Raw genomic sequence first — 25,010 nt, 5'->3', positions numbered from 1 at the left:
AAATAATTCTCAGTTGGCGATTATTCAAGATTGCCTCGCTGTGGGCAACCCAAGCTTTGCCCATGACGTAAAAGTGGCGATCCGGCCGACGAATGCCGACATCAATTTTACGAGGATTGCCCGCCTGCAAATCGCTACACTGCGCAAGTGGCGCGTGCCGGACGCACGTGCAGGTCATTAAATAGCTGGATGCAGGAGAGATGCGTGCTCAAGAAACTGGGAATTAAAGGCCGCGTGCTATTGCTGACCCTGTTGCCGACCAGCCTGATGGCGTTGGTTCTGGGCGGCTATTTCACCTGGATGCAGCAATCGGACCTGCAAACCCAGCTCATGCAGCGTGGCGAGATGATCGCCGAACAACTGGCGCCCCTGGTGGCCCCGGCCATGGGCCAAAAGAACACCGACCTGCTGGAACGCATTGCCACCCAATCCCTCGAACAAACAGACGTGCGCACCGTTTCGTTCCTCGCGCCCGACCGTACCCTGTTGGCCCACGCCGGGCCGACCATGCTCAATCAGGCACCGGTCGGCAACAGTTCGCAGATGCTGCGCCGCAGCGGCAATGACGCTACACGTTACTTGCTGCCAGTGTTCGGCAAGCACCGCAATCTGGCCGGTGACGTGATTCCCGATGAAGCCGACCGCCTGCTGGGCTGGGTCGAGCTCGAACTGTCCCACAACGGGATGCTGCTGCGCGGTTACCGCAGCCTGTTTGCCAGCCTGCTGTTGATCGGCGCGGGCCTGGCCGGTGCGGCGCTGCTGGCGTTGCGCATGGGCCGGACCATCAATCAGCCGCTGAGCCAGATCAAGCAAGCGGTGGCGCAACTCAAGGACGGTCATCTGGAAACCCGTCTGCCGCCCCTCGGCAGCCAGGAGCTGGATGCACTGGCGTCCGGCATCAACCGCATGGCCGGCACCCTGCAGAATGCGCAGGAAGAATTGCAGCACAGCATCGACCAGGCCACCGAAGACGTGCGCCAGAACCTGGAAACCATCGAGATCCAGAACATCGAACTGGACCTGGCGCGCAAGGAAGCCCTTGAAGCGAGCCGGATCAAATCCGAGTTCCTGGCCAACATGAGCCATGAAATCCGCACGCCGCTCAACGGCATTCTCGGCTTCACGCACCTGCTGCAAAAAAGCGAGCTGACCCCGCGCCAGCTCGACTATCTGGGCACCATCGAAAAATCCGCCGACAGCCTGTTGGGGATCATCAACGAAATTCTCGACTTCTCGAAAATCGAGGCCGGCAAACTGGTGCTCGACAATATTCCGTTTAACTTGCGCGACCTGCTCCAGGACACGCTGACCATCCTCGCCCCGGCCGCACACGCCAAGCAGCTGGAACTGGTGAGCCTGGTTTATCGCGATACGCCGTTGTCGCTGGTGGGTGATCCGCTGCGGCTCAAGCAGATCCTCACCAACCTTGTCAGCAACGCGATCAAGTTCACCCGCGAAGGCACCATCGTCGCCCGGGCCATGCTCGAAGAAGAGCATGAAGACAGCGTGCAACTGCGCATCAGCATTCAGGACACCGGCATCGGGCTGTCGAACCAGGACGTGCGCGCCTTGTTCCAGGCCTTCAGCCAGGCCGACAATTCGCTGTCCCGGCAACCGGGCGGCACCGGTCTGGGGTTGGTGATTTCCAAACGGCTGATCGAACAAATGGGTGGCGAAATCGGTGTCGACAGTACGCCTGGCGAAGGCTCGGAATTCTGGATCAGCCTGAGCCTGCCCAAAACCCGCGACGACGCCGAAGACCTGCCCGGTCCGCCGTTGCTCGGCCGCCGGGTGGCGGTACTGGAAAACCACGAACTGGCCCGTCAGGCGTTGCAACATCAACTGGAAGACTGCGGCCTCGAAGTCACCCCGTTCAAGACCCTGGAAAGCCTGGCCAATGGCGTGACCAGCGCACATCAGACCGATCAGGCGATCGACCTGGCGGTGCTCGGCATTACCAGCAATGACATGCCACCGGAGCGCCTCAACCAGCACATCTGGGACCTCGAACACTTGGGCTGCAAAGTGCTGGTATTGTGCCCGACCACCGAACAGACGCTGTTCCACCTCTCGGTGCCCAACCCGCACAGCCAGCTCCAGGCCAAGCCGGCCTGCACCCGCAAGCTGCGGCGGGCCTTGTCCGACCTGGTCAACCCGCGTCAACAGCGCAGCGAACCCGGCGGACCGGTGTCCAGCCGTGCGCCAAAGGTGCTTTGCGTCGACGACAACCCGGCCAACCTGTTACTGGTGCAAACCCTGCTCGAAGACATGGGCGCCAAAGTACTCGCGGTGGAAAGTGGTTACGCAGCAGTCAAAGCGGTGCAGACCGAAACCTTCGATCTGGTGCTGATGGACGTTCAGATGCCCGGCATGGACGGGCGTCAAAGCACCGAAGCGATTCGCCAGTGGGAAAATGAACGGCATTGCACGCCGCTGCCGATCGTTGCCCTCACCGCCCACGCCATGGCCAACGAAAAACGCGCGCTGCTGCAAAGCGGTATGGACGACTACCTGACCAAACCGATCAGCGAACGGCAACTGGCCCAAGTGGTGCTGAAGTGGACCGGCCTGGCGCTGCGCAATCATGGGCCGGAGCGCGCCAGCGACAGCCACGGCGGCGGTCATGAGTTGCAGGTGCTCGATCACGAGGAAGGTTTGCGCCTGGCCGCCGGCAAGGCTGATCTGGCAGCGGACATGCTGGCGATGCTGCTGGCGTCGCTGGAAGCCGACCGCGAAGCGATTCGCTTTGCCCGGGAAAACAACGACCAGAACGCCCTGATCGAGCGAGTCCATCGCCTGCATGGCGCAACGCGTTATTGCGGAGTCCCGCAACTGCGCGCCGCCTGCCAGCGCAGCGAAACGCTGCTCAAGCAACAGGACCCGAAAGCCCCCAGCGCGCTGGACGAGCTCGACCGGGCCATCAATCGCCTGGCCGCCCATGCCCGTATAAATGCCTGATGCACATTCCAGGAGGGCCGCATGCGCACGATTCTTTTCAGCAGCCAGACCTACGACCGCGACAGTTTTCTCAGTGCCGAGCTACCCGCCGATATCGAGTTGCACTTTCAATCAGCGCGACTGAGCCTCGATACGGTGGCGTTGGCGGAGTATCACGAGGTGGTCTGCGCCTTCATTAACGATGACCTCAGCGCACCGGTGCTTGAACGCCTGGCCGCGGGCGGCACACGCCTGATCGCCCTGCGCTCGGCCGGTTACAACCATGTCGACCTGGCGGTGGCGAAGCTTCTGGGATTGTCGATTGTGCGCGTCCCGGCCTACTCGCCCCACGCGGTGGCGGAACATGCAGTGGCGCTGATCCTGGCGCTCAACCGACGCCTGCACCGCGCCTACAACCGCACGCGCGAAGGGGATTTCAGCCTGCACGGGCTGACTGGCTTCGACCTGGTGGGCAAGACCGTCGGCGTAGTCGGCACCGGACAGATCGGCGCGACCTTCGCGAAAATCATGAACGGCTTTGGCTGCCAATTGCTGGCCTACGACCCCTTCCCCAACCCGCAAGTCGAAGCCCTCGGAGCCCGTTACCTGAGCCTGCCGCAACTGCTGGCAGCGTCGCAGATCATCAGCCTGCACTGCCCGCTCAACGAGCAGAGCAAACACTTGATCAACCGCGAGTCGCTGGCGCACATGCAGCCCGGCGCGATGCTGATCAACACCGGACGCGGCGGTCTGGTGGACACACCGGCACTGATCGACGCGTTGAAGGACGGTCAACTGGGTTATTTGGGGCTGGATGTGTATGAAGAGGAGGCGCAGCTGTTCTTCGAGGACCGTTCCGACCTGCCGCTGCAGGACGATGTGCTGGCGCGGCTGCTGACCTTTCCGAACGTGATCGTCACCGCTCACCAGGCCTTCCTGACTCGCGAAGCGCTGGGCGCGATTGCTGCGACCACCCTGCAGAACATCGCCGCCTGGACGGCGGGCGCGCCAGTGAATCTGGTAAAGGGTGACTGAACCAGATCGAAGGTCACATGCCCGCGCCATGCTGCGCTGATGTCCGTGCTAGCATGCCGCGCATATTTGGAGGACCCATGGTCGAACACGATTTCCGCTACAGCCTGATGAACCCGCAACACACCCTCACCGAATGCCGCGCCCTTGTGCCGGGGCGTTATCAAGTCACCGGCAACGGCGGCTCGATTCGTAATAACGACGTGTTGGTAGTGACCCTCAAGGGTGCCAAGGACTTGTCCATGCGCCTGACCGTCGAAACGGTTCGCCACCTGATCAACCCGCCTGGCCAATGGGTCGCGGTGGCCAGTGGTCCGGTGTTCGGCGAACTGGCGATCCACACCTGGAAAGTCAACTGCGACAGCTGCGCCAAAGAGCTGAGCTTTGAGTTCGCGGTCGACGCCAAGCTGGGCAACAAGGCTGAAAAGCCGGCGGCCACTGCACGGATCGCCGAGTTGGGCTGGACCACCGTCGCCGAGAAGCACCGGTGCCCGAAATGCCAGGAGCCCGCGTGATGAAACGCCTTGCTCTGACCGCGATGGTTGGCGCCAGCCTGCTGGGCTGCGCCGCCGAGCCGGTTCAATTGCAACAGAACCGCAGCTACATTCTGGAGTGGATCGGCGAACGTCCGTTGATGGACTACAGCCACCTGACCGTCACCCTCGGTGAAGACGGTCGCGCCTATGGCAACGGCGGCTGCAACCACTGGTTCGCGCCGTACACCCTGGAAGGCGACACGCTCAGCTTCGGCAAAGTCGGCAGCACCCGCAAACTGTGTGCGCCGGCGCTGATGGAGCAGGAAAAGCGTTTCCTCCAGGCGCTGGAAAACGTTCAGCGCTGGGACGTCTCGCCGATCGCGCAGATGCGCTTTTGGCCGGCGCAAGGGAAGCCGTTGCGTTGGTGGCTTGAAGAGGGTTGATCCTCCCGCACCGATCGTTCCCACGCTCCGCGTGGGAATGCCGCCCGGGACGCTCCGCGTCCTTTGTGACGCAGAGCGTCACTTGATGCATTCCCACGCGGAGCGTGGGAACGATCAGCGTACGATCATCACGGTCAGTTCGTCGCCTGCAACGCCTCCAGCTTAGCCATCACCCCCGCCGCCGTCTGCTCACCCATCAGCTGTTCCCTTACCTTGCCTTTGTTATCGATGATGTAAGTCACCGGCAACGCCTCACTGCGCGGCAATTCAAAAAGCTCCGCCGGATCCGCAGCCAGCACGGTGAACTTGATCCCCAGTTTCTCGCTGGCGCTTTTCAGCTCTTCGCCCTGCACGTTGTCGAAGTTGACCCCGAAAACCCCAATTTTCTTGTCCTTGAGTTGATCGGCCAAGGTGTTCAATTCCGGGATCTCGGTTCGGCACGGCCCGCACCATTCAGCCCAGTAATTGAGCACCAGCCATTGTTTGTCCAAACGTTCGGCGGCGACTTTCTGGCCGTTCTGGTCGATGCCATAGTCGTTACCGCAGCCCCCCAGCATCAACGTGCCGATGATCGCCAATGCCGCTGCCAGTCGCCTAGTCATGTCGTGATCCTTGTTCAAAAATTGAATGCGCCTGCGACCCATCGCCTCCCAAGGTTCTGGATTACGCGCTGCACAGTTAGAATAGCCGTCACCTTACGCAAGATGCGAACCGCACATGACCGATCTGACGCTTTATCACAATCCGCGCTGCTCGAAATCCCGCGGTGCGCTCGAACTGCTCGAAGCCCGTGGCCTGACCCCGACGGTGGTCCGCTACCTGGACACTCCGCTGGATGCCGCGCAAATCCAGAGCCTGCTGACCAAGCTGGGCATCAGCGCCCGGCAACTGCTGCGTACCGGTGAGGACGAGTACAAAACCCTCAACCTGGCCGACAGCAGCCTCAGCGAGGCGCAATTGATTGCCGCCATCGCCGCTAACCCGAAACTCATGGAGCGCCCGATTCTGGAAGTCGGCGACAAAGCCATCATCGGCCGGCCGCCGGAGAATGTGCTGGAGTTGCTGCCGTGAGTGCGCCGTACATTCTGGTTCTGTATTACAGCCGCAGCGGCTCGACCAATGAAATGGCCCGGCAGATTGCCCGGGGCGTCGAGCAATCCGGGATGGAAGCGCGCCTGCGCACGGTGCCGCCGATTTCCACCGAGTGCGAAGCGGTGTCGCCGGACATTCCGGACGAAGGCGCGCTGTACGCCAGCCTCGACGACCTGAAGAACTGCGCAGGCCTGGCCATGGGCAGTCCGACCCGGTTCGGCAACATGGCCGCGCCGCTCAAATATTTCCTCGACGGCACCAGCAACCTGTGGCTGACCGGCGCTTTGGTGGGCAAACCGGCCGGGGTTTTCACCTCCACCGCGAGCCTGCACGGTGGCCAGGAAACCACGCTGCTGTCGATGATGCTGCCATTGCTGCACCACGGCATGCTGATCACCGGCCTGCCGTACAGCGAATCGGCCTTGCTGGAAACCCGTGGCGGCGGCACGCCTTACGGCGCCAGCCATCACGCCGGGGCCGATGGCAAACTCGGTTTGAATGAGCATGAAGTCGCGCTATGCCGGGCCCTAGGCCTGCGCTTGGCCAAGACCGCACAGAAACTGGAGCGCTAACGTGGCCAAGAAGCCGAAGATTTTGCCCTCCATCGAATGGCTCGAACCCAGGGTCCGAGCGATGCGCGTCATCAGCCTGCTGTGCTTTTTCAGTCTGGTGGGGCTGCTCTGCGCCTACTACCTGGTGGTCGCCGACCTGCACGGCGCAAGGCCGTGGGTGATTCTGCTGATCGAACTGGTGCCGCTGCTGTTGCTGGCACCGGGGATGATTGTCGGCAGCGCGCGCGGGCATTCATGGATGTGTTTTGTGGTGAACCTGTATTTCATCAAGGGCGCACTGGCGGCGTATGACCCGAACCGGCAGTTGTTTGGTTTGCTGGAGATGGGCGCGAGCCTGGCGGTGTTCTGCTCGGCGCTGCTGTATGTGCGGTGGCGGTTTCAGTTGAACCGCAAGTTGGCGGGTGAAGGCGAAACCTCCGCCGCCTGACGGCCCCCACAGTGATCGTTCCCACGCTCTGCGTGGGAATGCATCAAGTGACGCGGAGCGTCCCGGGCGGCATTCCCACGCAGAGCGTGGGAACGATCATCTTCGTCAATGATTCACTGTGTACGCGAGCATCATCGAAATCTGGCTCATCGGCCGCCCGCCACTCTGTTCATGCCACTGATTGAACACGCCCTGCACCGTGGCCAGATCCCGCAGACTGGTCGGTACCTTGTCGACAATCTTCTGCGCATTCAACGCCGCGACCACGTCGTAGCTCGGCACAAACGTATCCTTACCGACCATCCGCAGGAATCGCGGTGCCGACAACCCGCCCAATTGATGACCGCGCTTTTTCAGGTAGGTCCACAACCCAACGATATCCGTGACCGGCCAATCGGCGATCAACGCGCCGAAGCTGCCCTTCTCATGCGCCACATCCAGGATGAACTGCGCATTGCGCGGCACGCTCTTGAGCTTGCCCAGATGGCGAATGATCCGCGCGTCCTGCATCAGTCGCTCCAGGTGTTCGGCACTCATCAACACGACTTTTTCCGGGTCAAACCTGAAGAACACCTCTTCGAACGTCGGCCATTTGGCGTCCACCAAACTGTGCTTGAGCCCGGCGCGGAATACGCGCAGCGCCATGGTCGAGAGGTAGCGGTCGTCGCTGATCTTGCGCAATTGCGCCGGGGTTTTCGGAACGGGCAGATGGGCTTCCAGTTCAGCCGCTGAACCGAAGCGGTTCAGACAGTATTCGTGCAGCCACTTGTAATCGCGCATGCCCTCTCCTGAGGAATGAAATGACCTGTGGGTGGTTAAAGATTGATCACGTTGACGAACCGCGAAGCAGCAGTTTCGTCGATCTTGAGGCTGGTGAAGTCGAACAGGTTGCGGTCCGCCAGTTGTGACGGGATCACGTTCTGCAAGCTGCGGAAAATGCTTTCGGTGCGGCCTGGCGTTTTGCGCTCCCACTCCTGAAGCATGTCCTTGACCACCTGCCGTTGCAGGTTTTCCTGAGAACCACAAAGGTTGCACGGGATGATCGGGAATTGCTTGAAGTCCGAGTAGGCCTGGATGTCTTTTTCGTTGCAGTAGGCCAGCGGGCGGATCACCACGTTGCGGCCATCATCGGCGCGCAGCTTCGGCGGCATGGCTTTGAGCGAACCATTGAAGAACATGTTCAGGAAAAAAGTCTCGACGATGTCGTCGCGGTGATGACCGAGGGCCATTTTGGTCGCGCCGATTTCGTCGGCAAAGGTGTAGAGCGTGCCGCGACGCAGGCGCGAGCACAGCGAACAGGTGGTCTTGCCTTCCGGGATCAGCTCCTTGACCACCGAATAAGTGTCTTTTTCGACGATGTGGTACTCGATGCCCAGCGCATTAAGGTAGGCCGGCAGCACGTACTCAGGGAAGCCCGGCTGCTTCTGGTCCATGTTCACGGCCACGATGTCGAACTTGATCGGAGCGACCTTCTGCAAGTGCATCAGCACGTCGAGCAGGGTGTAGCTGTCCTTGCCACCGGACAGGCAGACCATGACCTTGTCGCCGTCTTCAATCATGTTGAAATCGGCAACAGCCTCACCAGTCTGGCGGCGAAGGCGCTTTTGCAGTTTGTTCTGGTTGACCGTAAGAGTGCCCATGACGCGAAATCCGTGAGGTGTGACGAAAGGTCGGCATTTTACGCAAAAACTCATCAAGGGCGAAGTGCCCCCCTAGGGGATGGTGGTGACAGACCCTGCGGCGATTAACAGGCGTATTTACAGTGCAATTTGCTCTAACACGCTGCAACCTGCGCCGTTAAGACCTTTCTATACTGCGACATAAGGTCACACGCATTTCCGGACCTTTCCTTACTCGGCCACTTTGGCCCGTAGGCGCTCCACTGGGGGGCGACGGTAAAACAAGAGGAGTGACTGGCATGATCCATCACGTAGTGGGGCTCTTCACCCACCCTGACCAAGAATGGAAAGAGATCCGTGGCGACCAGGAGGAAAGCATCAGCCACATGTATCTCACCCACACCCTGATTCTGGCGGCGATCCCCGCAGTGTCGGCGTTTATCGGCACCACTCAGGTCGGCTGGGTCATCGGCAGTCGAGCGCCGGTGATGCTGACGGTGGAGAGCGCGTTATGGATGACGGTCATGTCGTACCTGGCGATGCTCGGCGGTGTGGCAGTAATGGGCGCATTCATCCACTGGATGGCTCGCACCTATGACGCCAACCCGAGCCTGGCACGCTGCGTTGCCTTTGCGACCTACACCGCGACACCGCTGTTTATTGGCGGTCTGGCGGCGCTGTACCCACACATGTGGCTTGGGATGGTCGTCGGCACCGCGGCCATCTGCTACACGGTGTACCTGCTGTATGTGGGGCTACCTACTTTCATGAACATCCCATCAGACGAGGGATTCCTGTTTTCAAGTTCGGTGCTCGCCGTAGGCCTGGTGGTGCTGGTGGCCATCATGGCGTTCACGGTGATTGTCTGGGGACTCGGCGTGGGGCCGGTCTATACAAATTAGCTACACATCACCCAAAAACTAGATCTGCCAACACAGGCCGCCGCAAGGCGGCCTTCTAATGAGCGACGACCATTCGGCGCCTGAGCGATTCGCAAGTCCCGAGGGTTGCGGCATACTCGACGTCTCTGGAGATCCATCAAGCATGCCCGAGCAACTCAATACCCGCGTCGAAGACTGTTACCAACTCGCTGAATCCTTTTTCAAACGACCTTTCAAACGCCCCGTGGTAAGCCTCAAGCTGCGCGGGCAAAAAGCCGGTGTCGCGCATTTGCACGAGAACCTGCTGCGCTTCAATCCGCAGCTGTACCGGGAAAACACCGAGGACTTCCTCAAGCAAACCGTGGCCCACGAGGTCGCGCACCTGATCGCCCATCAACTGTTCGGCGACCGCATTGCGCCCCACGGTGAAGAGTGGCAACTGATCATGCGCGGCGTGTACGAACTGCCGCCCAATCGCTGCCACACCTACGACGTCAAACGTCGCAGGATGACTCGCTACATCTACAAATGCCCGTGCGCGGACAGCGATTTCCCGTTTTCAGCTCAGCGCCATGGCTTGGTAAGCCAGGGGCGGCGGTACTTGTGTCGGCGGTGTCGGAGCACGTTGGTGTTCAGCGGGGAGATGCGTGTCGAGTGACCGCATGATCGTTCCCACGCTCCTGCGTGGGAACGATCTATGTCACGACCTTGGCACGGCGCAATTCATCGATGCGCTCAGCGCTATACCCCAACTCCCCCAACACCTGATCCGTATGCTGCCCCAGCGCTGCACCGATGTGCCGCGGCTCAGGCAACCCGTCTGAAAACTTTAACGGACAGGCCATCTGCGCCTGACTCGTCCCATCCCCGCGCGGCACTTCAGTCACCAGTTCCCGCGCCTTAAACTGCGGATGCCGCACCGCTTCGCCCACACTCAACACCGGCTCCACACACGCATCGACGCCGGCAAACAGCGCGCACAACTCGGCAAAGTCATGTTTCTCGAATTCAACCTTCAACGCATTCTTCAGCGCCTGTTGCTCGGCGGGTTTGGGTGACAGGCCCTGGGCTGCCAGTTCCGGCCGTCCCAGCGCCGTACACAGTTGCTGCATGAACGCCGGCTCCAGACTACCCACCGACAACCAACGCCCATCGCGCGAACGGTAATAGTCGTAGAAACTGCCGCCATTGAGCATCTGACCCTCCCTCCCCGGCTCCTCACCACAGGCCAGATACCCGGCGCCGGCCATGGCGTTCAAGCTGAACGCGCAGTCGGTCATGCTCACATCCAGATGTTGCCCCAACCCGGTTTGCTGCCGGGCGATGACCGCCGCCAGCAGCCCGATCACCCCGTGCAACGAGCCACCGGCGATATCCGCCACTTGCATACCCAACGGCAGCGGTCCGCTGTCGGCACGGCCGGTGTAGCTCGTCAGCCCGGCCAGCGCCAGGTAGTTGATGTCGTGGCCGGCGCGGTCCTTGTAGGGACCGGTCTGGCCGTAACCGGTGATCGACACGTAGATCAGTTTCGGATTGATCGCTTTCAAGGCGTCATAACCCAGGCCCAAACGCTCCATCACACCGGGGCGGAACTGCTCCAGCACGATGTCGAAGTTTTGCAGCAACTGCTTGATCACCTCCAGCGCCTCAGGTTCCTTGAGGTCCAGCGCCAGGCTGCGTTTGTTGCGATTGAGGTAGGCGTGACTGGCGGAAACACCCTGATCATGGGGCGGCAGAACCCGCAGCAGGTCCATGCGCGTTGGTGATTCGATGCGCAGCACCTCGGCGCCCATGTCCGCCAACAACAGTGAGGCGAACGGCCCCGGCAACAGTGTCGAAAAATCCAGAACCTTGAGGGATGCCAGTGGACCGAGCATGGGTGATCTCCGTAAACGATGCCCTCAGACTAGGCAGCCGTTGGCATTGCAGCAATCACCTTATGCGTCAGGCGCAGTGACCGTTGTGCTCAAATCGCAGGCATGAAAAAACCCGCCGAAGCGGGTTTTTTCAGTGCAGCCGTCTTATTTGACGTTGATTGGGGTTGGCCCTTCAGCCACACCCAGGTCGTCTTCTTCACGCTCGTCGGAGATACCGCGACCGCCGGAAGCCAGCTCGGCGTGCATCACGTCGGTGTCCAGCTCCTTGACCCACTTGGCCACCACCAGAGTGGCAACAGCGTTCCCGACCAGGTTGGTCAGGGCACGGGCTTCGGACATGAAGCGGTCGATACCGAGGATCAGCGCCAGGCCGGCAACCGGCAGGTGACCCACCGCGGACAGGGTGGCAGCCAACACGATGAAGCCACTACCGGTCACACCGGCAGCACCTTTGGAGGACAGCAACAACACCACCAGCAGAGTGATCTGGTGAGTGATATCCATTTGGGTGTCGGTTGCCTGAGCAATGAACACCGCCGCCATGGTCAGGTAGATCGCCGTACCGTCGAGGTTGAACGAGTAACCGGTCGGGATCACCAGACCCACAACGGATTTCTGTGCGCCCAGACGCTCCATTTTGATCAGCATGCGTGGCAGTACTGATTCCGAAGAAGACGTACCCAGCACGATCAACAGCTCTTCACGGATGTATCGAATCACTTTCAGCACGCTGAAGCCGTGAGCGCGAGCGATACCGCCCAGCACCACCAGAACGAACAACAGGCAAGTGATGTAGAAGCACGCCATCAATTGACCCAGTTGCACCAGCGAGCCAACACCGTAGGCACCGATGGTGAACGCCATGGCACCGAAGGCACCGATTGGCGCGAGTTTCATGATCATGTTGATGATGTTGAACATCACGTGGGCGAAGCGATCGATGAAGTCCAGGATCGGCTTGCCGTAGGCACCCAGGCGATGCAGGGCGAAACCGAAGATCACCGAGAACATCAGCACTTGCAGGATGTCGCCCGTGGCGAACGCGCCGACGATGGTGGACGGGATCACGTTCAGCAGGAAGCCAACGACGCTTTGATCCGCACCGGCGGCTACATACTGAGCGACCTTGGAGGCATCCAGCGTGGTGACGTCGATGTGCATGCCAGCACCCGGCTGGACAATGTTGACCACCACCAGACCGACCAGCAATGCGATGGTCGAAACGATTTCGAAGTACAGCAGCGCGTAACCGCCGGTCTTGCCGACCGATTTCATGTTCTGCATGCCCGCGATACCGCTGACGACGGTGCAAAAGATGATCGGTGCGATGATCATTTTGATCAGTTTGATGAACCCGTCACCCAGCGGCTTGAGGGCCACACCGGTCTGCGGGTAGAAGTGACCGAGCAGGATGCCGATGGCAATAGCAACGATCACCTGGAAATACAGGGATTTGTACAGTGGCTGACGAGTCGTCATTGCAAAGTTCCTCAAGAGCGTCCCGCGACAACATCCATCTGTTATCAACGACACCTCATTTGCGAACCCTCCTGCACTGGAGGGATTTGTTTTGTCGAGCTGCGCAACGGCAGGCATCTGCTGGTTGTATCGCAAGGCCCGTGCCACCTTCGTCAAAAAGTCTGCAAGCCTTTTGACATCAAGGGTTACAGGTTTTTCTGGGTCACTGCTCGGTTACATCGGTATGGCGGATTTCCGCCCTTCGGCGAAATCACGTCCTACAATTTGGCGGATATCCGCCTTGTTCATCGTCGGCCCCACGGCTACCATCCGCCGTTCAATGGACGGATCTGCCTTCTATGCGCGAGCGCACCATCGCCAGTCATTTCGCCCGTGCCGCCCTCGGTGGTGCGCGAAGGCTGGGTTACGACTATTCGAACCTCTTGCAGCAACTCGGGATCAGCCCCGAATTGCTCGATGAACCCCGTGCGCGCATCGCGCCTGAGCAGTTCACCCGGTTGATTCAGGGGTTGTGGCTGGCACTGGACGACGAATACCTGGGCTTCGGGCCAGCACCGAGTAAAACCGGCAGCTTCGCGATGATGTGCCATGCGGTGATTCACTGCCGTAACCTGGAAAAAGCACTCCATCGCGGCTTATTGTTTTATAACCTGTTCCCCGAGGGGCCACGTCTGACCCTGACCCGCGAAGACGAAATGATCCGCCTCAGCCTGGATGATTCAAAATTCCAGGACCCGGACCATTTCCTCACCGAGAGCCAGTTGATGGTGTGGCATCGCCTCGGCAGCTGGCTGATCGGCCAGCGCATTCGGCTGGAGCAGGCGACGTTCAGCTACCCAAGGCCCGCCCACGGCGCCGAATACGATTTGCTGTTTTCCTGCCCATTGGAGTTTTCCGCCGCGCAGAGCAGCCTGCTGTTCCACAGTCGTTACCTGAACATGCCGCTGTTGCAGGACGAACGGACACTCAAACATTTCCTCGAACGCTCCCCCGCCGACCTGTTGTCACGCCCGGACGATGGCGACAATTTGAGCAGTCAGTTGCGCCGGTTGCTCAGCCGCGACAGTTCACGCTGGCCGGACCTGGAAGCGGTGGCCGCGCACCTGCACATCAGCCCGCAGACCTTGCGTCGGCATTTGCGGGAAGAAGGGTCGAGTTTTCAGGAATTGAAGGATCAGCTGCGAAGGGACATTGCGATTTATCACTTGGGGCGGGCGGATTTGTCGTTGCAACAGATTGCCGAGCAGCTAGGGTTTTCCGAGCCTTCGGCGTTTCATCGGGCGTTCAAGAAGTGGACCGGGTTGACGCCGGGGGCTTACCGCGCCCAAGAAAACTAGAGCCACTGATCGTTCCCACGCGCAGCAAAGGAATGCCTCAACGGACGCTCCGCGTTCGGCTGTAGAGGGGACGCGGAGCGTCCCGGGCTGCATTCCCACGCGGAGCGTGGGAACGATCGGTGATCAAGCCAGCCACTAAGCCAGCGGAAAATGAATCCGAAACGCCGCCCCGCCCATCGGCGAATCCCCCAGCGTCAGCTTCGCGCTGTAGCTCTCGATGATGTCCTTGACCACCGCCAACCCAATCCCCTGCCCCGGATACTGCCGGTCCAGCCGTTCGCCCCTTTGCAGAATCCGCGCCCGCTGATCCGGTGGCACGCCCGGTCCATCATCCTCGACGCATAACTCAACCCCGCCAAGGCTTTCACGCACGCTGATGCGCACTTCACCCAGGCACAGGCGATAGGCGTTTTCCAGCAGGTTGCCCATCATTTCCAGCAACGCGCCCTGCTCGATCGGCACATAACACTGTTCCGGCAAATCGAAAGCGACTCGCACGCGCTTGTCGCGGTAGACCTTGTCCAGGGTGTCGCAGAGGCTTTGCAGCACGGGGCGCAGGCGCACCTGGTGGCGCACCAGACCGCTTTTGCGCAGGCTGGCCCGTTGCAACTGATAGCTGATCTGCTGGCTCATGCGTTCAATCTGGGTTTGCAGCACCCAGGCTTGACTGCGATTTGCCGGGCGCTGGGCCATGTCTTCGCTGACGCCTTGCAACACGGCCAGCGGGGTTTTCAAGCTGTGGGCCAGGTCGTCGAGGGAATCGCGATATCGGCTGCGTTGTTCGCGCTCGCTGTGCAGCAAGCGGTTGAGGGAGCCGGTCAGGCGCAGCAGTTCGCGCGGGTGTTGTTCGCTGAGGCTTTCGCGGGTGCCGCTCTCGATTTCGTCCAGTTCCTGACTGAGCCGGCGCAATGCCTGCAAACCCCAGGTCAGACCAATCCACAGCAACGCGAGCAACACCAGCAAGGCCGCGCCGAAGCCCAGATACAGGTTTTCCCGCAGACCTTCGAGGGTGTCTTCGTATTCGCGCACCGGTTGCAGCGCGACAATGCTGAACGCCGCGCTCTTGCCGCCCAGCAGTTTGACCTCGACGTCATAGGCGAAGAACTCCTGGCCGTTGGCTTCGCTGATCCTCGCAAACTCACTACCGCGTCCGTCGTAACGCGGTTTGTAATTGATGTTTTCTTGCTGGGTGCCCTTCGAACGCCAGACCTGGTGCCCTTCGCGGTCATAGATGTAGCCGAGCAAACGGCTGTCAGTGAGGTTAAAGCGCTCATCGGGCAACTGCGCCGGCATCTGCAAACGGTTGTTTTCCACCCGGGCGGCGGAGATCAGCGTGGTGACGTCCGACGCCAGGCGCTGCTCGATCGAATCCTGCAACGCCAGGCTGAACGCGCCCTGCATGGCTGGCAGCAACGCCAGCATAAACAGCACCGCCAGGAGGGTGGCGGCGAGCATCAAGCGGACACGAAGGGAACGAATCAAGTGCAGCGCTCATTGAACAGGTAGCCGAGGCCACGCACGGTATCGATCGGTTTGAAGCCGGCCGGGCCTTCAAGTTTGCGGCGCAGACGACCGACCAGCACTTCGATCACGTTCGGATCGCGCTCGTCATCGTCAGGGTAGAGCTGTTCCATCAAACGGTCCTTGGCCACCACTTGCTGGTGATGACGCATCAGGTACTCGAGGATTCGATACTCATACGCGGTCAGCGCCAGCGGTTGTTCATCGAGGGACGCCTGTTTGCGGTTGAGGTCTAGCAGCAATGGCCCGGCGACGATGGTCGACTGAGTGAAACCGCTGGAGCGGCGCAGCAAGGCATTCAGGCGCGCGTCGAGTTCTTCGAACTGGAACGGCTTGACCACGTAATCGTCGGCGCCGGCGGCGAGGCCTTTGACCTTGTCCTGCCAGTTGCCGCGCGCGGTGAGGATCAGGATCGGGAAGGTCTTGCCGCACGAGCGCAGCTGACGGATCAGGTCGAGCCCGCCCATGCCCGGCAAGCCGAGGTCGATCACCGCCAGGTCATGGTTGAAGTGCTCGGTCTGGTACAGCGCCTCCTCGGCATTGGCCACGGACTCGACCACGTGACCGCTATCCGTCAGGCGGGTTTGCAGGTGATGGCGCAACAGCGCTTCATCTTCGACGACCAGCAGTTTCATAACGCTCTCCCGGGCAAATCAACATCTCCAGAGGCACAACTTACTCAAAGGCATCACCCAGAGGCACGCACTTCACGATGGCTAACACGGCGACTGGTTGTGGCAGGACCGATCGTAGCGGCCCATGAGGTCTTCCTGACGGAGTTTAATGCCATTGTGTGTACTCGCGCTCAGGACGGTAAACGCCAGAAGCAGGTTCTTAAAGCCAGTCATTAGGGAATTTCCTCATGCGTTGCATGCTTTTTAGGTACGGGCAAGGTTACTCAACCAGCCCTGAACTCACCCTGAACGCACTCTGAATCTGAGCTGAATCAAATCGACCAAGCTGTTGTACGATCAGTGTGGGGCTACCCAGCACAAAGGCAACCCGGCAAAATGCCAACATGAATCGCGCCCCCGCCCTACCCGTCTGCTGCACCTCACTCGATGCCCATTGGCCGCTGCCGTTTGCGCTGGCTGATACGGTGCTGTTGAGCACTCGCTTCGATACCTCGCAACTGGCCAGCGATGATTTCCAGCGCAGCGCCATCGAGCCGCCGGCCACCATCCAGCGTTCGGTCGCCAAGCGTCAGGCTGAGTTCCTCGCCGGGCGGGTGTGCGCTCGGGCGGCGTTGCAACAATTGGAAGGCTTGAGTTTTGTCCCGGCCATTGGTGAAGACCGGGCGCCGGTGTGGCCGACGCACATCACGGGCTCGATCACCCACAGCACCGGCCGGGCCGCGGCGATTGTCGCGAAGAAAGCCCACTGGCGCGGCTTGGGGATGGACCTGGAAAACCTGCTCAACCCTGAACGGGCCGAACGCCTGTCCGGGGAAATCCTCACCCCACCTGAGTTGCAACGCATGACGGCCGGCCGTCGCGATCAGCTGGCGATGCTGGTGACCCTGACGTTTTCGGTGAAGGAAAGCCTGTTCAAGGCGCTTTATCCGATTGTTCAGCAGCGCTTCTATTTCGAGCACGCCGAAGTGCTGGAGTGGACCGAGAGCGGTGAAGTTCGGCTGCGGTTGCTGACGGATCTGTCCAGCGAGTGGCGCAACGGCACTGAGCTGGATGCGCAGTTCGGGATCATGGATGGGCAGTTGTTGAGTCTGGTCAGTATCAAGGCCTGAGGATCCTCAGTGTTTGGGAGGGTCTCATCGCGAGCAAGCTCGCTCCCACAGGGATCTATGCAACTCCACAAATCCCTGTGGGAGCGAGCTTGCTCGCGATGAGGCCCTCACAGACAACAAAAGTCTCAACGCTTCTCCTGATTCCTCGGCCAGCTCAAGCTGAAACACGCCCCGCCCAGGCTTTTGCTCTTGCTGATCAACGCCCGGCCATCATGCCAATGGATGATTCGCCGCACGATCGACAACCCCAACCCATGCCCGCCCGAGGCGCGGGTGCGGCTGTCATCGAGACGCAGGAACGGCGTGAAAATCTTCTCCCAGGCCATTTCCGGCACGCCCGGCCCGTCATCCTCGACATCGACCCGACAGCGCTGCTGCCCCACCTGATAGCTGACGGTCACCCGTGATTGAGCGTGGCGCATGGCATTGCTCACCAGGTTCTGCAACGCCCGGTGCAGGTAACGCGGCTCGGCCTCGACCCACGCGTCGTCGTTGTCAGCGGCGGACAGGCACAAGCCGCGCTGCACCGTGACGTCGGCGCGTAACGGCGCCAGTTCTTCGATCACCTGATTGACCAACGCATCCAGATCGATCCGCTGAAAATTCAGCGCCGGTGAGCCCTGCTCCAGCCGCGCGTAAGTGAGCATCTCGTCCACCAGCTTATCGAGGTCCTCGATGTCGTGGTCCATGCCTTCACAGTATTTTTCCAACGCCTGCGGCGTGGTGGCCGTGCCGATCATTTCCAGACCAAAACGCAGTCGCGCCACGGGAGTGCGCAACTCGTGAGACACGGCGCGCACCAACTCACGCTGGATCGCCAGCAACTGCTGCAAGTGCTCGGCCATCCCGTTGAACGCCGAGGCCAGCCGTCCCACCGAGTCCGCGCCGCGCGCCGGAACGCGGGTTTCCAGGCTGCCTTTGGCAATGCGCGTAGCGGCCGCTTCCAGGCCACGCAAACGGCGCTCAAGTTGCCGCACCAGCAGATAGACGATCAAACCGATCAGGCTCAACCCAAGGGCGGCGATCAACACCAGCCACTCCGGCGGATAAGGATTCATCTGATACAACGGACCGATTTCCAGCACCCACGGTGTACCGACCATGCCGGCAAACACCCGGATCGAGTCGCCGCCCTTGCCCAGCGCCATCACCGTGTCGCCCTCGGACACCCGGCGACTCTGGTCCTCGTCCATGTCCGCCTGCTCGACCGTCACCAGCCGCAAGTCGAAACCAAACCCTTTATCACGCTTCAACTGCGCCAGGCGCTCGGGTTGCTCGGCCACCGGGTAACGCACCAGTTCATCGGCCAGCAGGTAAATAGTCGCCCGGGCCAGTTGCTCGCTGATCTGCTGGACCTCCCCCGTCAGCACCAACTGTTGCTTGTCGCTGACCAACCGGTAAACCTTCGCCGCATGCGGGCCGGTCTGTTCCACCAGCGCCTGACCGCGCAGCACGCGGGTGCGCTGGGTGAGGTCGAGGTCGGTCTGGGCAAAGGTCTTCAGTGCCAACGGAATCCCGAGCAAACGCTCCCACACCCGCAAGGCACGGTGGCGCTCGGTCTCGTTCATCGGGTTCAGGTTGTCGGCCATCAGCGAGAACGTGCCGTGGGCCAGGCGTTCGCGGTACTGCTCGCCGCGCACCTGGTTGAGCAAGTGCAAGGCCAGCACGCCAAGTACCGCCACCAGAATCAGCGCCGCGCACATGCCACCGTAAATACGCAGGAAGATCGAGTTCACAGCGTGCAGGCTTCCGGAACGAACAGATAACCTTTACTGCGGATGGTCTTGATCAGCCGCGGATGCTCCGGGTCATCGCCGATCTTGGGGCGGATGCGCGAGATGCGCACGTCGATGGAACGGTCCTGGCCGTCATAGCCAATGCCGCGCAGCGCGGTGAAAATCTCTTCCCGGGACAGGATGCGCCCGGCGTTGGCCACCAGCAGCCAGAGCAGATCGAACTCGGCGCTGGTCAGTTCGATGCCGTTGTCGTTCAGCCAGGCCTCGCGCAACGCGTTGTCCACCACCAAAGGGCCAAACTGCAGCCGCCGTTGTTTTTCCGGCGCCACTTCAGGGGCTTCACTGCGTCGCAACAAGGCCTGGATACGCGCCAGCAGCAGTCGTGGGCGAACCGGTTTGCACACGTAGTCGTCGGCGCCCAGGTCGAGGCCAAGAATCTGGTCGGTGTCGTCGGTGCGGGCGGTAAGCATCAGGATCGGGCCGTCAAACTTGTCGCGGACCTTGCGGCAGATGCTCAGGCCATCCTCGCCCGGCAACATCAGGTCGAGGATCACCAGGTCCGGTTTTTCCTTGATGATCCGTGCCGCGGCCAAGGCGCCATTGCCCTCGATCGATACGCGCAGGCCATTGGCTTCCAGGTAATCGCGGGTCAGTTCAGCCAGACGCTGGTCGTCCTCGACAATCAATACCTGCCAGGCTTCTTGTTCCACGGTGACCTCTGCTTGCCAACAACACTAATAAGGAAGGATCCGCCCGTCTTTTTGTAATGATTGGGGAGGATAAGAATGCGTACGCACTGGCCGATTGTATAAACGTCGCTCGCCGAGAACACAAGCCGGTAAATGCGTTCGGACAACCCGGTTTTTTGTGATAGGGTTCGCGCCCTTAAAAATCCAACGGGCCGTTTTCAATCAGTGAAAATCAGTGAAAAACAGTCCGCTCCAGCTACGTCGCGGCCTACACGCTCGTTCCACCTTTCACACACAATTTACGCACAGGTTTATCCACAGGTAGTACGTTGCAATCCCCCCCCAAAACGCATTATCTTGTAGCCCGGCGCGAAAAAAACCCTACATGTAGGGTTTTGCGTAAAAAACCAAACACAAACCCGACACCAATTTCAAGCGCTTTCATTGCCTCTTTCCGGTTGAACCCAACGAATTTTTGAAAGACCAAACCGCGCGTGCGGATGGCTACTGTTTTTGAGCCGAAATCGGCGTTAACGGTACGGGTGTTGCAGTCAATTACTGTCACCCAAAAGGATCCCGGTTTCAGGTTCAAGGCCTGGGACCAAAGACTTCGGCATGGAAGCGGCGCCCCAATTGCCCCTTCCTGATCTGTCCCGAAGTTGGTATGCCCGGCACTCGCCGGTTGTAGTGCTTCAGGACGGAACGGTGGGCACCGTGATGGTGCCCAAACAAACATAGAGAATGTGGAGACACCCATGCAAACCGACACAACTCGCGAGAACCCGCAGGGCACCTTGCCGCAGGCCGCTGATTCGACTTCGGATCTGTCCGCCACCGCGCCTGGCCAGCTGCGCGTGATCAAGCGTAACGGCACTGTCGTTCCTTACACCGATGACAAGATTACCGTCGCCATCACCAAAGCGTTTCTCGCAGTTGAGGGCGGCACCGCTGCCGCTTCGTCGCGAATCCACGACACCGTTGCCCGTCTGACCGAACAAGTCACCGCAACCTTCAAGCGTCGCATGCCATCAGGCGGCACGATCCACATCGAAGAAATCCAGGACCAGGTCGAACTGGCCCTGATGCGTGCCGGCGAGCAGAAAGTGGCGCGCGACTACGTGATCTACCGTGACGGTCGTTCGAAAGAACGCGCCGCCCACGCGCCGGCCGAGGACGCGGTCAACGCTCACCCGTCGATCCGCATCACCCGCGCCGACGGCACCTTTGCGCCTCTGGACATGGGCCGCCTGAACACCATCGTCACCGAAGCGTGCGAAGGCCTTGCAGAAGTCGATGGCGACCTGATCCAGCGCGAAACCCTGAAAAACCTGTACGACGGCGTGGCCCTGACCGACGTCAACACCGCGTTGGTGATGACCGCCCGTACGCTGGTTGAGCGTGAGCCGAACTACTCGTTCGTGACCGCTCGCCTGCTGATGGACACCCTGCGCGCCGAAGGCCTGAGCTTCCTGGAAGTCGCTGAAAGCGCCACTCACCACGAAATGGTCGATCTGTACGCCAAGGCCCTGCCTTCGTACATCGCCAAGGGTATCCAATTCGAATTGCTGAACCCGGTCCTCGCTACCTTTGACCTGGAAAAACTCGGCAAGGCGATCAACCACGAGCGCGATCAGCAGTTCACGTACCTGGGCCTGCAAACCCTGTACGACCGTTACTTCATCCACAAGGACGGTATCCGCTTCGAACTGCCGCAAATCTTCTTCATGCGTGTGGCCATGGGCCTGGCGATCGAAGAGAAGAACAAAGAAGACCGTGCGATCGAGTTCTACAACCTGTTGTCGTCCTTCGACTACATGTCGTCGACGCCGACCCTGTTCAACGCCGGCACCCTGCGTCCACAGCTGTCGAGCTGCTACCTGACCACCGTGCCGGATGACCTTTCGGGCATCTACCACGCGATCCACGACAACGCCATGTTGTCCAAATTCGCAGGCGGCCTGGGCAACGACTGGACGCCGGTTCGTGCGCTCGGTTCGTACATCAAGGGCACCAACGGCAAATCCCAGGGCGTTGTTCCGTTCCTGAAAGTGGTGAACGACACCGCGGTAGCCGTTAACCAGGGTGGCAAGCGCAAAGGCGCTGTCTGTGCCTACCTGGAAACCTGGCACATGGACATCGAAGAGTTCATCGAGCTGCGCAAGAACACCGGTGATGATCGTCGTCGTACCCACGATATGAACACCGCCAACTGGATCCCTGACCTGTTCATGAAGCGCGTCTTCGATGACGGCCCGTGGACCCTGTTCTCGCCGTCCGAAGTTCCGGATCTGCACGACCTGACCGGCAAGGCCTTCGAAGAGCGTTACGAGTACTACGAAGCCCTGTCCCAGTACCCAGGCAAGATCAAGCTGTTCAAGACCATCCAGGCCAAAGACCTGTGGCGCAAAATGCTGTCCATGCTGTTTGAAACCGGCCACCCATGGCTGACCTTCAAAGACCCGTGCAACCTGCGCAGCCCGCAGCAGCACGTCGGCGTGGTTCACAGCTCGAACCTGTGCACCGAGATCACCTTGAACACCAACAAGGACGAGATCGCCGTTTGCAACCTGGGCTCAATCAACCTGCCGAACCACATCACCAACGGCAAGCTCGACACCGCCAAGCTGGAACGCACCGTGAACACCGCCGTTCGCATGCTCGATAACGTTATCGACATCAACTACTACTCGGTGCCACAAGCGAAGAACTCCAACTTCAAGCACCGTCCGGTCGGTCTGGGCATCATGGGCTTCCAGGATGCTTTGTACCTGCAGCACATTCCTTACGGTTCCGACGCTGCCGTCGAGTTCGCCGACAAGTCGATGGAAGCGGTCAGCTACTACGCGATCCAGGCTTCCTGCGACCTGGCCGACGAGCGCGGCGCTTACGAGACGTTCCAGGGTTCGCTGTGGTCCAAAGGCATCCTGCCGCTGGATTCGCAACAGATCCTGATCGAGCAACGTGGCCAGAAGTACATCGACGTTGACCTGAACGAATCCCTGGACTGGGCACCGGTTCGCGCCCGTGTTCAGAAAGGCATTCGTAACTCCAACATCATGGCCATCGCACCGACCGCGACCATCGCCAACATCACTGGCGTCTCGCAGTCGATCGAACCGACCTACCAGAACCTCTACGTGAAATCGAACCTGTCGGGCGAATTCACCGTGATCAACCCGTACCTGGTTCGCGACCTGAAGGCTCGCGGTCTGTGGGACTCGGTCATGATCAACGACCTGAAGTACTACGACGGTTCGGTTCAGCAAATCGAGCGCATCCCGCAAGAACTCAAAGAGCTCTACGCGACTGCCTTCGAAGTGGACACCAAGTGGATCGTTGACGCGGCCAGCCGCCGTCAGAAGTGGATCGACCAGGCTCAGTCCCTGAACCTGTACATCGCCGGCGCTTCGGGCAAGAAGCTGGACGTGACTTACCGCATGGCTTGGTACCGTGGCCTGAAAACCACTTACTACCTCCGTGCCCTGGCCGCGACCAGCACCGAGAAGTCGACCATCAACACCGGCAAGCTGAACGCTGTTTCCAGCGGTGGCAACCACGGTGAAGATTCGGTCCTGGCAGCGCCTGCCGGTCCTGCTCCAGTACCGAAGGCTTGCGCCATCGACGAGCCGGATTGCGAAGCTTGCCAATAAGCTGAGCCGGTAGGCGCCGCGAGGCGCTTACTCGAAACCCCCGACAGGCCTCTGGTTTGTCGGGGGTTTTCTTTTGCCTCACCTTTGATCTCGCCCACAAAAAGCCCCTCTTTCGAGGGGCTCTTTGTGCCGCGCTATCAACCCACCCGCATCAGGTCATCTGAATGATGGTCTGCATGATGGTGCTTTGGGTAGAGATGGTTTTGGCGTTCGCCTGGTAGTTGCTTTGCGCCTTGATCAGGTCGACCAGTTCATTGGTCAGGTTGACGTTGGACTCTTCCAGGGAGTTGGAGGCGACCGAACCCAGGGTGCCGGTTTCCGGCGCATCGTAGCCCGGGATCCCTGACGCGTAGGTTTCTTTCCAGCTGGTACCGCCGACAGGCTGCAGGCCTTGCTCGTTGGTGAAGCTGGCGAGGGAGATCTGGCCGATAGGCTTGGTCTGGTTGTTGCTGAAGTTAGCCAGCAACACACCGCTACCGTCGATGGTCAGGTTGGTGATCTGGCCAGTGGCGTAACCGTTCTGCGCAGGAATCGAACGCGCGGTATCAGCGTTGAACTGCGTGGTGTTGGTCATCGCGATGGTCACGCCCGCCGGGTTGGCGGCAGCGCCGTTGGCTGTCCAGACGCCGGCGGTCACAGTGCCCGGAATCCAGCCGGTGATCTTCAGGTCAGGGCTGACGATCGGTATCGGCGTGGCCGGAGTAGTTACCGACACCAGCTTGCCTGACGTGTCGAACGTCATGGTCGAAGGAACCGGAGCGGTAGCGGCAACAGCAGGGTTGCTGCCATCCGGGTTGCGACCATCGATCAGGGTGTAGGTATCCCACGTGTTGGCCCCAGTCTTGACCATGTATTGATCCATGGTGTGCTGGTTACCCTGACTGTCGAAAATCGGGGTGCTGAACTGCTTGGTGAAGGTTTCCGACTTGGTCGGGTCGAACTTGTTGGTGGCAACAAGCTGGTCGATCACCGGAGCCGAGGAATTCAGGTTGATGGTCGACGACACAGTGCTGGTGGATTTTGGCGCCAGGTTGGAGGTGTCGATGCGCAGGTCGGTCAACACACCGTTCTGGATCTTGCCATTGGCATCCACACCGTAGCCTTGTAGACGCGAAGTGCCGTCGGTGTTGGTGACGTAACCGTCCTTGTCGACCTTGAACGTGCCGGCACGGGTGTAGGACAGCGAACCGCTGTTGTTCAGTACGAAGAAGCCGGAGCCGTTGATGCCCATGTCCAGCACGTTACCGGTGTTGCTGATATCGCCCTGGGTGAACTGCTGGGAAACGTTGGCCAGACGCACACCGTTACCGGTGGTCTTGCTGCCGGAACCCAGCTTGGACGCCGAGTAGACGTCTTCGAATTCTGCACGGGACGATTTGAAACCGGTGGTCGCGACGTTGGCGATGTTGTTACCGGTCACGTCCAGTTGTTTGTTGGCTGCATAGAGACCGCTAAGGCCGATATTGAAAGACATATTCCACTCCTTTATGCCGTGTTA

The 25,010-nt window shown here is 60.2% G+C and carries 23 protein-coding genes; 12 read left to right on the top strand and 11 right to left on the bottom strand.

Going from position 1 to position 25,010, the window contains the following annotated elements; all coding sequences use genetic code 11:
- Positions 1-204 precede the first annotated feature (204 nt).
- The 4 genes from ACYZTR_RS08100 (at position 205) to ACYZTR_RS08085 (ending at position 4,888) form a co-directional block, all read left to right on the top strand.
- Positions 205-2,958, top strand: coding sequence for a response regulator (locus ACYZTR_RS08100; RefSeq protein ID WP_461977870.1), 2,754 nt, complete (start codon positions 205-207; stop codon positions 2,956-2,958).
- 21 nt (positions 2,959-2,979) lie between these two features.
- Positions 2,980-3,972 carry a 2-hydroxyacid dehydrogenase gene (locus tag ACYZTR_RS08095; protein WP_461977868.1) on the top strand — a complete coding sequence of 331 codons (993 nt, stop codon included), beginning with the start codon at positions 2,980-2,982 and terminating at the stop codon, positions 3,970-3,972.
- 77 nt (positions 3,973-4,049) lie between these two features.
- Positions 4,050-4,484 carry a hypothetical protein gene (locus ACYZTR_RS08090; RefSeq protein WP_461977866.1) on the top strand — a complete coding sequence of 145 codons (435 nt, stop codon included), beginning with the start codon at positions 4,050-4,052 and terminating at the stop codon, positions 4,482-4,484.
- Positions 4,484-4,888 (top strand): META domain-containing protein, encoded by a 405-nt coding sequence (locus ACYZTR_RS08085; protein ID WP_461977864.1) that lies wholly within the window; start codon positions 4,484-4,486, stop codon positions 4,886-4,888. Before ACYZTR_RS08090 ends, ACYZTR_RS08085 begins: the two co-directional genes overlap by 1 nt.
- 134 nt (positions 4,889-5,022) lie before the next feature.
- Here the strand turns inward: ACYZTR_RS08085 and ACYZTR_RS08080 are convergent, their stop codons facing one another.
- Positions 5,023-5,490 carry a TlpA disulfide reductase family protein gene (locus tag ACYZTR_RS08080; RefSeq protein ID WP_461977862.1) on the bottom strand — a complete coding sequence of 156 codons (468 nt, stop codon included), beginning with the start codon at positions 5,488-5,490 and terminating at the stop codon, positions 5,023-5,025.
- Positions 5,491-5,605: 115 nt separating this feature from the next.
- Between ACYZTR_RS08080 and arsC the strand changes: the two genes are divergently transcribed.
- Genes arsC through ACYZTR_RS08065 form a run of 3 tightly spaced genes read left to right on the top strand, consistent with a single transcriptional unit; the run spans position 5,606 to position 6,979 of the window.
- Complete coding sequence (arsC, locus tag ACYZTR_RS08075) at positions 5,606-5,959, top strand: arsenate reductase (glutaredoxin) (protein WP_123369215.1); 354 nt, start codon at positions 5,606-5,608, stop codon at positions 5,957-5,959.
- On the top strand, positions 5,956-6,552 hold the full coding sequence (gene wrbA, locus ACYZTR_RS08070; RefSeq protein ID WP_461977859.1) for an NAD(P)H:quinone oxidoreductase: 597 nt from the start codon (positions 5,956-5,958) through the stop codon (positions 6,550-6,552). Before arsC ends, wrbA begins: the two co-directional genes overlap by 4 nt.
- Before the next feature lies 1 nt (position 6,553).
- Positions 6,554-6,979, top strand: a complete 426-nt coding sequence (locus ACYZTR_RS08065) for a DUF2069 domain-containing protein (protein ID WP_461977858.1) — start codon at positions 6,554-6,556, stop codon at positions 6,977-6,979.
- Between the two features lie 105 nt (positions 6,980-7,084).
- Here ACYZTR_RS08065 and ACYZTR_RS08060 read toward each other — a convergent pair whose 3' ends face one another.
- The gene (locus tag ACYZTR_RS08060; RefSeq protein ID WP_461977856.1) at positions 7,085-7,759 is read right to left on the bottom strand and encodes a DNA-3-methyladenine glycosylase I; all 675 of its coding nucleotides are present in this window, start codon (positions 7,757-7,759) and stop codon (positions 7,085-7,087) included.
- A gap of 35 nt (positions 7,760-7,794) precedes the next feature.
- On the bottom strand, positions 7,795-8,619 hold the full coding sequence (gene ttcA, locus ACYZTR_RS08055; protein ID WP_461977854.1) for a tRNA 2-thiocytidine(32) synthetase TtcA: 825 nt from the start codon (positions 8,617-8,619) through the stop codon (positions 7,795-7,797).
- Positions 8,620-8,897: 278 nt separating this feature from the next.
- On the opposite strand from ttcA, the gene ACYZTR_RS08050 reads away from it, so the two are divergent.
- Positions 8,898-9,500 carry a Yip1 family protein gene (locus ACYZTR_RS08050; protein ID WP_449646217.1) on the top strand — a complete coding sequence of 201 codons (603 nt, stop codon included), beginning with the start codon at positions 8,898-8,900 and terminating at the stop codon, positions 9,498-9,500.
- A 142-nt stretch (positions 9,501-9,642) separates the two neighbouring features.
- Positions 9,643-10,137 (top strand): SprT family zinc-dependent metalloprotease, encoded by a 495-nt coding sequence (locus ACYZTR_RS08045; protein ID WP_461979620.1) that lies wholly within the window; start codon positions 9,643-9,645, stop codon positions 10,135-10,137.
- A gap of 37 nt (positions 10,138-10,174) precedes the next feature.
- Here ACYZTR_RS08045 and ACYZTR_RS08040 read toward each other — a convergent pair whose 3' ends face one another.
- On the bottom strand, positions 10,175-11,356 hold the full coding sequence (locus tag ACYZTR_RS08040; RefSeq protein WP_461977851.1) for a CaiB/BaiF CoA transferase family protein: 1,182 nt from the start codon (positions 11,354-11,356) through the stop codon (positions 10,175-10,177).
- Positions 11,357-11,500: 144 nt separating this feature from the next.
- A complete protein-coding gene (locus ACYZTR_RS08035) occupies positions 11,501-12,835 on the bottom strand; it encodes a dicarboxylate/amino acid:cation symporter (protein WP_461977849.1) in 1,335 nt (444 codons plus the stop codon).
- 338 nt (positions 12,836-13,173) lie between these two features.
- Here ACYZTR_RS08035 and ACYZTR_RS08030 point away from each other — a divergent pair, with 338 nt between their 5' ends.
- A complete protein-coding gene (locus tag ACYZTR_RS08030) occupies positions 13,174-14,172 on the top strand; it encodes an AraC family transcriptional regulator (RefSeq protein WP_461977847.1) in 999 nt (332 codons plus the stop codon).
- A gap of 135 nt (positions 14,173-14,307) precedes the next feature.
- Here ACYZTR_RS08030 and ACYZTR_RS08025 read toward each other — a convergent pair whose 3' ends face one another.
- Positions 14,308-15,654 carry an ATP-binding protein gene (locus ACYZTR_RS08025; RefSeq protein WP_461977846.1) on the bottom strand — a complete coding sequence of 449 codons (1,347 nt, stop codon included), beginning with the start codon at positions 15,652-15,654 and terminating at the stop codon, positions 14,308-14,310.
- Positions 15,651-16,328, bottom strand: a complete 678-nt coding sequence (locus ACYZTR_RS08020) for a response regulator (protein ID WP_461977844.1) — start codon at positions 16,326-16,328, stop codon at positions 15,651-15,653. Before ACYZTR_RS08020 ends, ACYZTR_RS08025 begins: the two co-directional genes overlap by 4 nt.
- A gap of 383 nt (positions 16,329-16,711) precedes the next feature.
- Here ACYZTR_RS08020 and ACYZTR_RS08015 point away from each other — a divergent pair, with 383 nt between their 5' ends.
- Positions 16,712-17,437, top strand: coding sequence for a 4'-phosphopantetheinyl transferase family protein (locus ACYZTR_RS08015; protein ID WP_461977842.1), 726 nt, complete (start codon positions 16,712-16,714; stop codon positions 17,435-17,437).
- A 125-nt stretch (positions 17,438-17,562) separates the two neighbouring features.
- Here ACYZTR_RS08015 and ACYZTR_RS08010 read toward each other — a convergent pair whose 3' ends face one another.
- From ACYZTR_RS08010 to ACYZTR_RS08000, 3 genes are all read right to left on the bottom strand, one after another.
- The gene (locus tag ACYZTR_RS08010; protein ID WP_461977840.1) at positions 17,563-19,173 is read right to left on the bottom strand and encodes an ATP-binding protein; all 1,611 of its coding nucleotides are present in this window, start codon (positions 19,171-19,173) and stop codon (positions 17,563-17,565) included.
- A complete protein-coding gene (locus ACYZTR_RS08005) occupies positions 19,170-19,883 on the bottom strand; it encodes a response regulator (RefSeq protein ID WP_461977838.1) in 714 nt (237 codons plus the stop codon). Before ACYZTR_RS08005 ends, ACYZTR_RS08010 begins: the two co-directional genes overlap by 4 nt.
- 331 nt (positions 19,884-20,214) lie before the next feature.
- Complete coding sequence (locus tag ACYZTR_RS08000; RefSeq protein WP_461977836.1) at positions 20,215-20,454, bottom strand: hypothetical protein; 240 nt, start codon at positions 20,452-20,454, stop codon at positions 20,215-20,217.
- A gap of 163 nt (positions 20,455-20,617) precedes the next feature.
- On the opposite strand from ACYZTR_RS08000, the gene ACYZTR_RS07995 reads away from it, so the two are divergent.
- Positions 20,618-23,512 carry a ribonucleoside-diphosphate reductase subunit alpha gene (locus ACYZTR_RS07995; RefSeq protein WP_461977834.1) on the top strand — a complete coding sequence of 965 codons (2,895 nt, stop codon included), beginning with the start codon at positions 20,618-20,620 and terminating at the stop codon, positions 23,510-23,512.
- A 151-nt stretch (positions 23,513-23,663) separates the two neighbouring features.
- Here ACYZTR_RS07995 and flgE read toward each other — a convergent pair whose 3' ends face one another.
- Positions 23,664-24,986: a flagellar hook protein FlgE gene (gene flgE / locus ACYZTR_RS07990; RefSeq protein WP_461977832.1), complete on the bottom strand. Its 1,323-nt coding sequence runs from the start codon at positions 24,984-24,986 to the stop codon at positions 23,664-23,666.
- Positions 24,987-25,010: the final 24 nt, after the last annotated feature.

The organism is Pseudomonas sp. Hz4 (assembly GCF_054898165.1).
The sequence above is the reverse complement of the archived record's forward strand: the minus strand, read 5'-3'. Positions and strand labels throughout refer to the sequence as shown.

What these genes read in the sequence shown, in the direction of transcription:
- ACYZTR_RS08095 (WP_461977868.1), top strand. Translation starts at nt 2,980, where the DNA reads ATGCGCACGATTCTTTTCAGCAGCCAGACCTACGACCGCGACAGTTTT.
- ACYZTR_RS08090 (WP_461977866.1), top strand. Translation starts at nt 4,050, where the DNA reads ATGGTCGAACACGATTTCCGCTACAGCCTGATGAACCCGCAACACACC.
- ACYZTR_RS08085 (WP_461977864.1), top strand. Translation starts at nt 4,484, where the DNA reads ATGAAACGCCTTGCTCTGACCGCGATGGTTGGCGCCAGCCTGCTGGGC.
- ACYZTR_RS08080 (WP_461977862.1), bottom strand. Translation starts at nt 5,490, where the DNA reads ATGACTAGGCGACTGGCAGCGGCATTGGCGATCATCGGCACGTTGATG.
- arsC (WP_123369215.1), top strand. Translation starts at nt 5,606, where the DNA reads ATGACCGATCTGACGCTTTATCACAATCCGCGCTGCTCGAAATCCCGC.
- ACYZTR_RS08060 (WP_461977856.1), bottom strand. Translation starts at nt 7,759, where the DNA reads ATGCGCGATTACAAGTGGCTGCACGAATACTGTCTGAACCGCTTCGGT.
- ttcA (WP_461977854.1), bottom strand. Translation starts at nt 8,619, where the DNA reads ATGGGCACTCTTACGGTCAACCAGAACAAACTGCAAAAGCGCCTTCGC.
- ACYZTR_RS08050 (WP_449646217.1), top strand. Translation starts at nt 8,898, where the DNA reads ATGATCCATCACGTAGTGGGGCTCTTCACCCACCCTGACCAAGAATGG.
- ACYZTR_RS08045 (WP_461979620.1), top strand. Translation starts at nt 9,643, where the DNA reads ATGCCCGAGCAACTCAATACCCGCGTCGAAGACTGTTACCAACTCGCT.
- ACYZTR_RS08040 (WP_461977851.1), bottom strand. Translation starts at nt 11,356, where the DNA reads ATGCTCGGTCCACTGGCATCCCTCAAGGTTCTGGATTTTTCGACACTG.
- ACYZTR_RS08035 (WP_461977849.1), bottom strand. Translation starts at nt 12,835, where the DNA reads ATGACGACTCGTCAGCCACTGTACAAATCCCTGTATTTCCAGGTGATC.
- ACYZTR_RS08030 (WP_461977847.1), top strand. Translation starts at nt 13,174, where the DNA reads ATGCGCGAGCGCACCATCGCCAGTCATTTCGCCCGTGCCGCCCTCGGT.
- ACYZTR_RS08020 (WP_461977844.1), bottom strand. Translation starts at nt 16,328, where the DNA reads ATGAAACTGCTGGTCGTCGAAGATGAAGCGCTGTTGCGCCATCACCTG.
- ACYZTR_RS08015 (WP_461977842.1), top strand. Translation starts at nt 16,712, where the DNA reads ATGAATCGCGCCCCCGCCCTACCCGTCTGCTGCACCTCACTCGATGCC.
- ACYZTR_RS07995 (WP_461977834.1), top strand. Translation starts at nt 20,618, where the DNA reads ATGCAAACCGACACAACTCGCGAGAACCCGCAGGGCACCTTGCCGCAG.
- flgE (WP_461977832.1), bottom strand. Translation starts at nt 24,986, where the DNA reads ATGTCTTTCAATATCGGCCTTAGCGGTCTCTATGCAGCCAACAAACAA.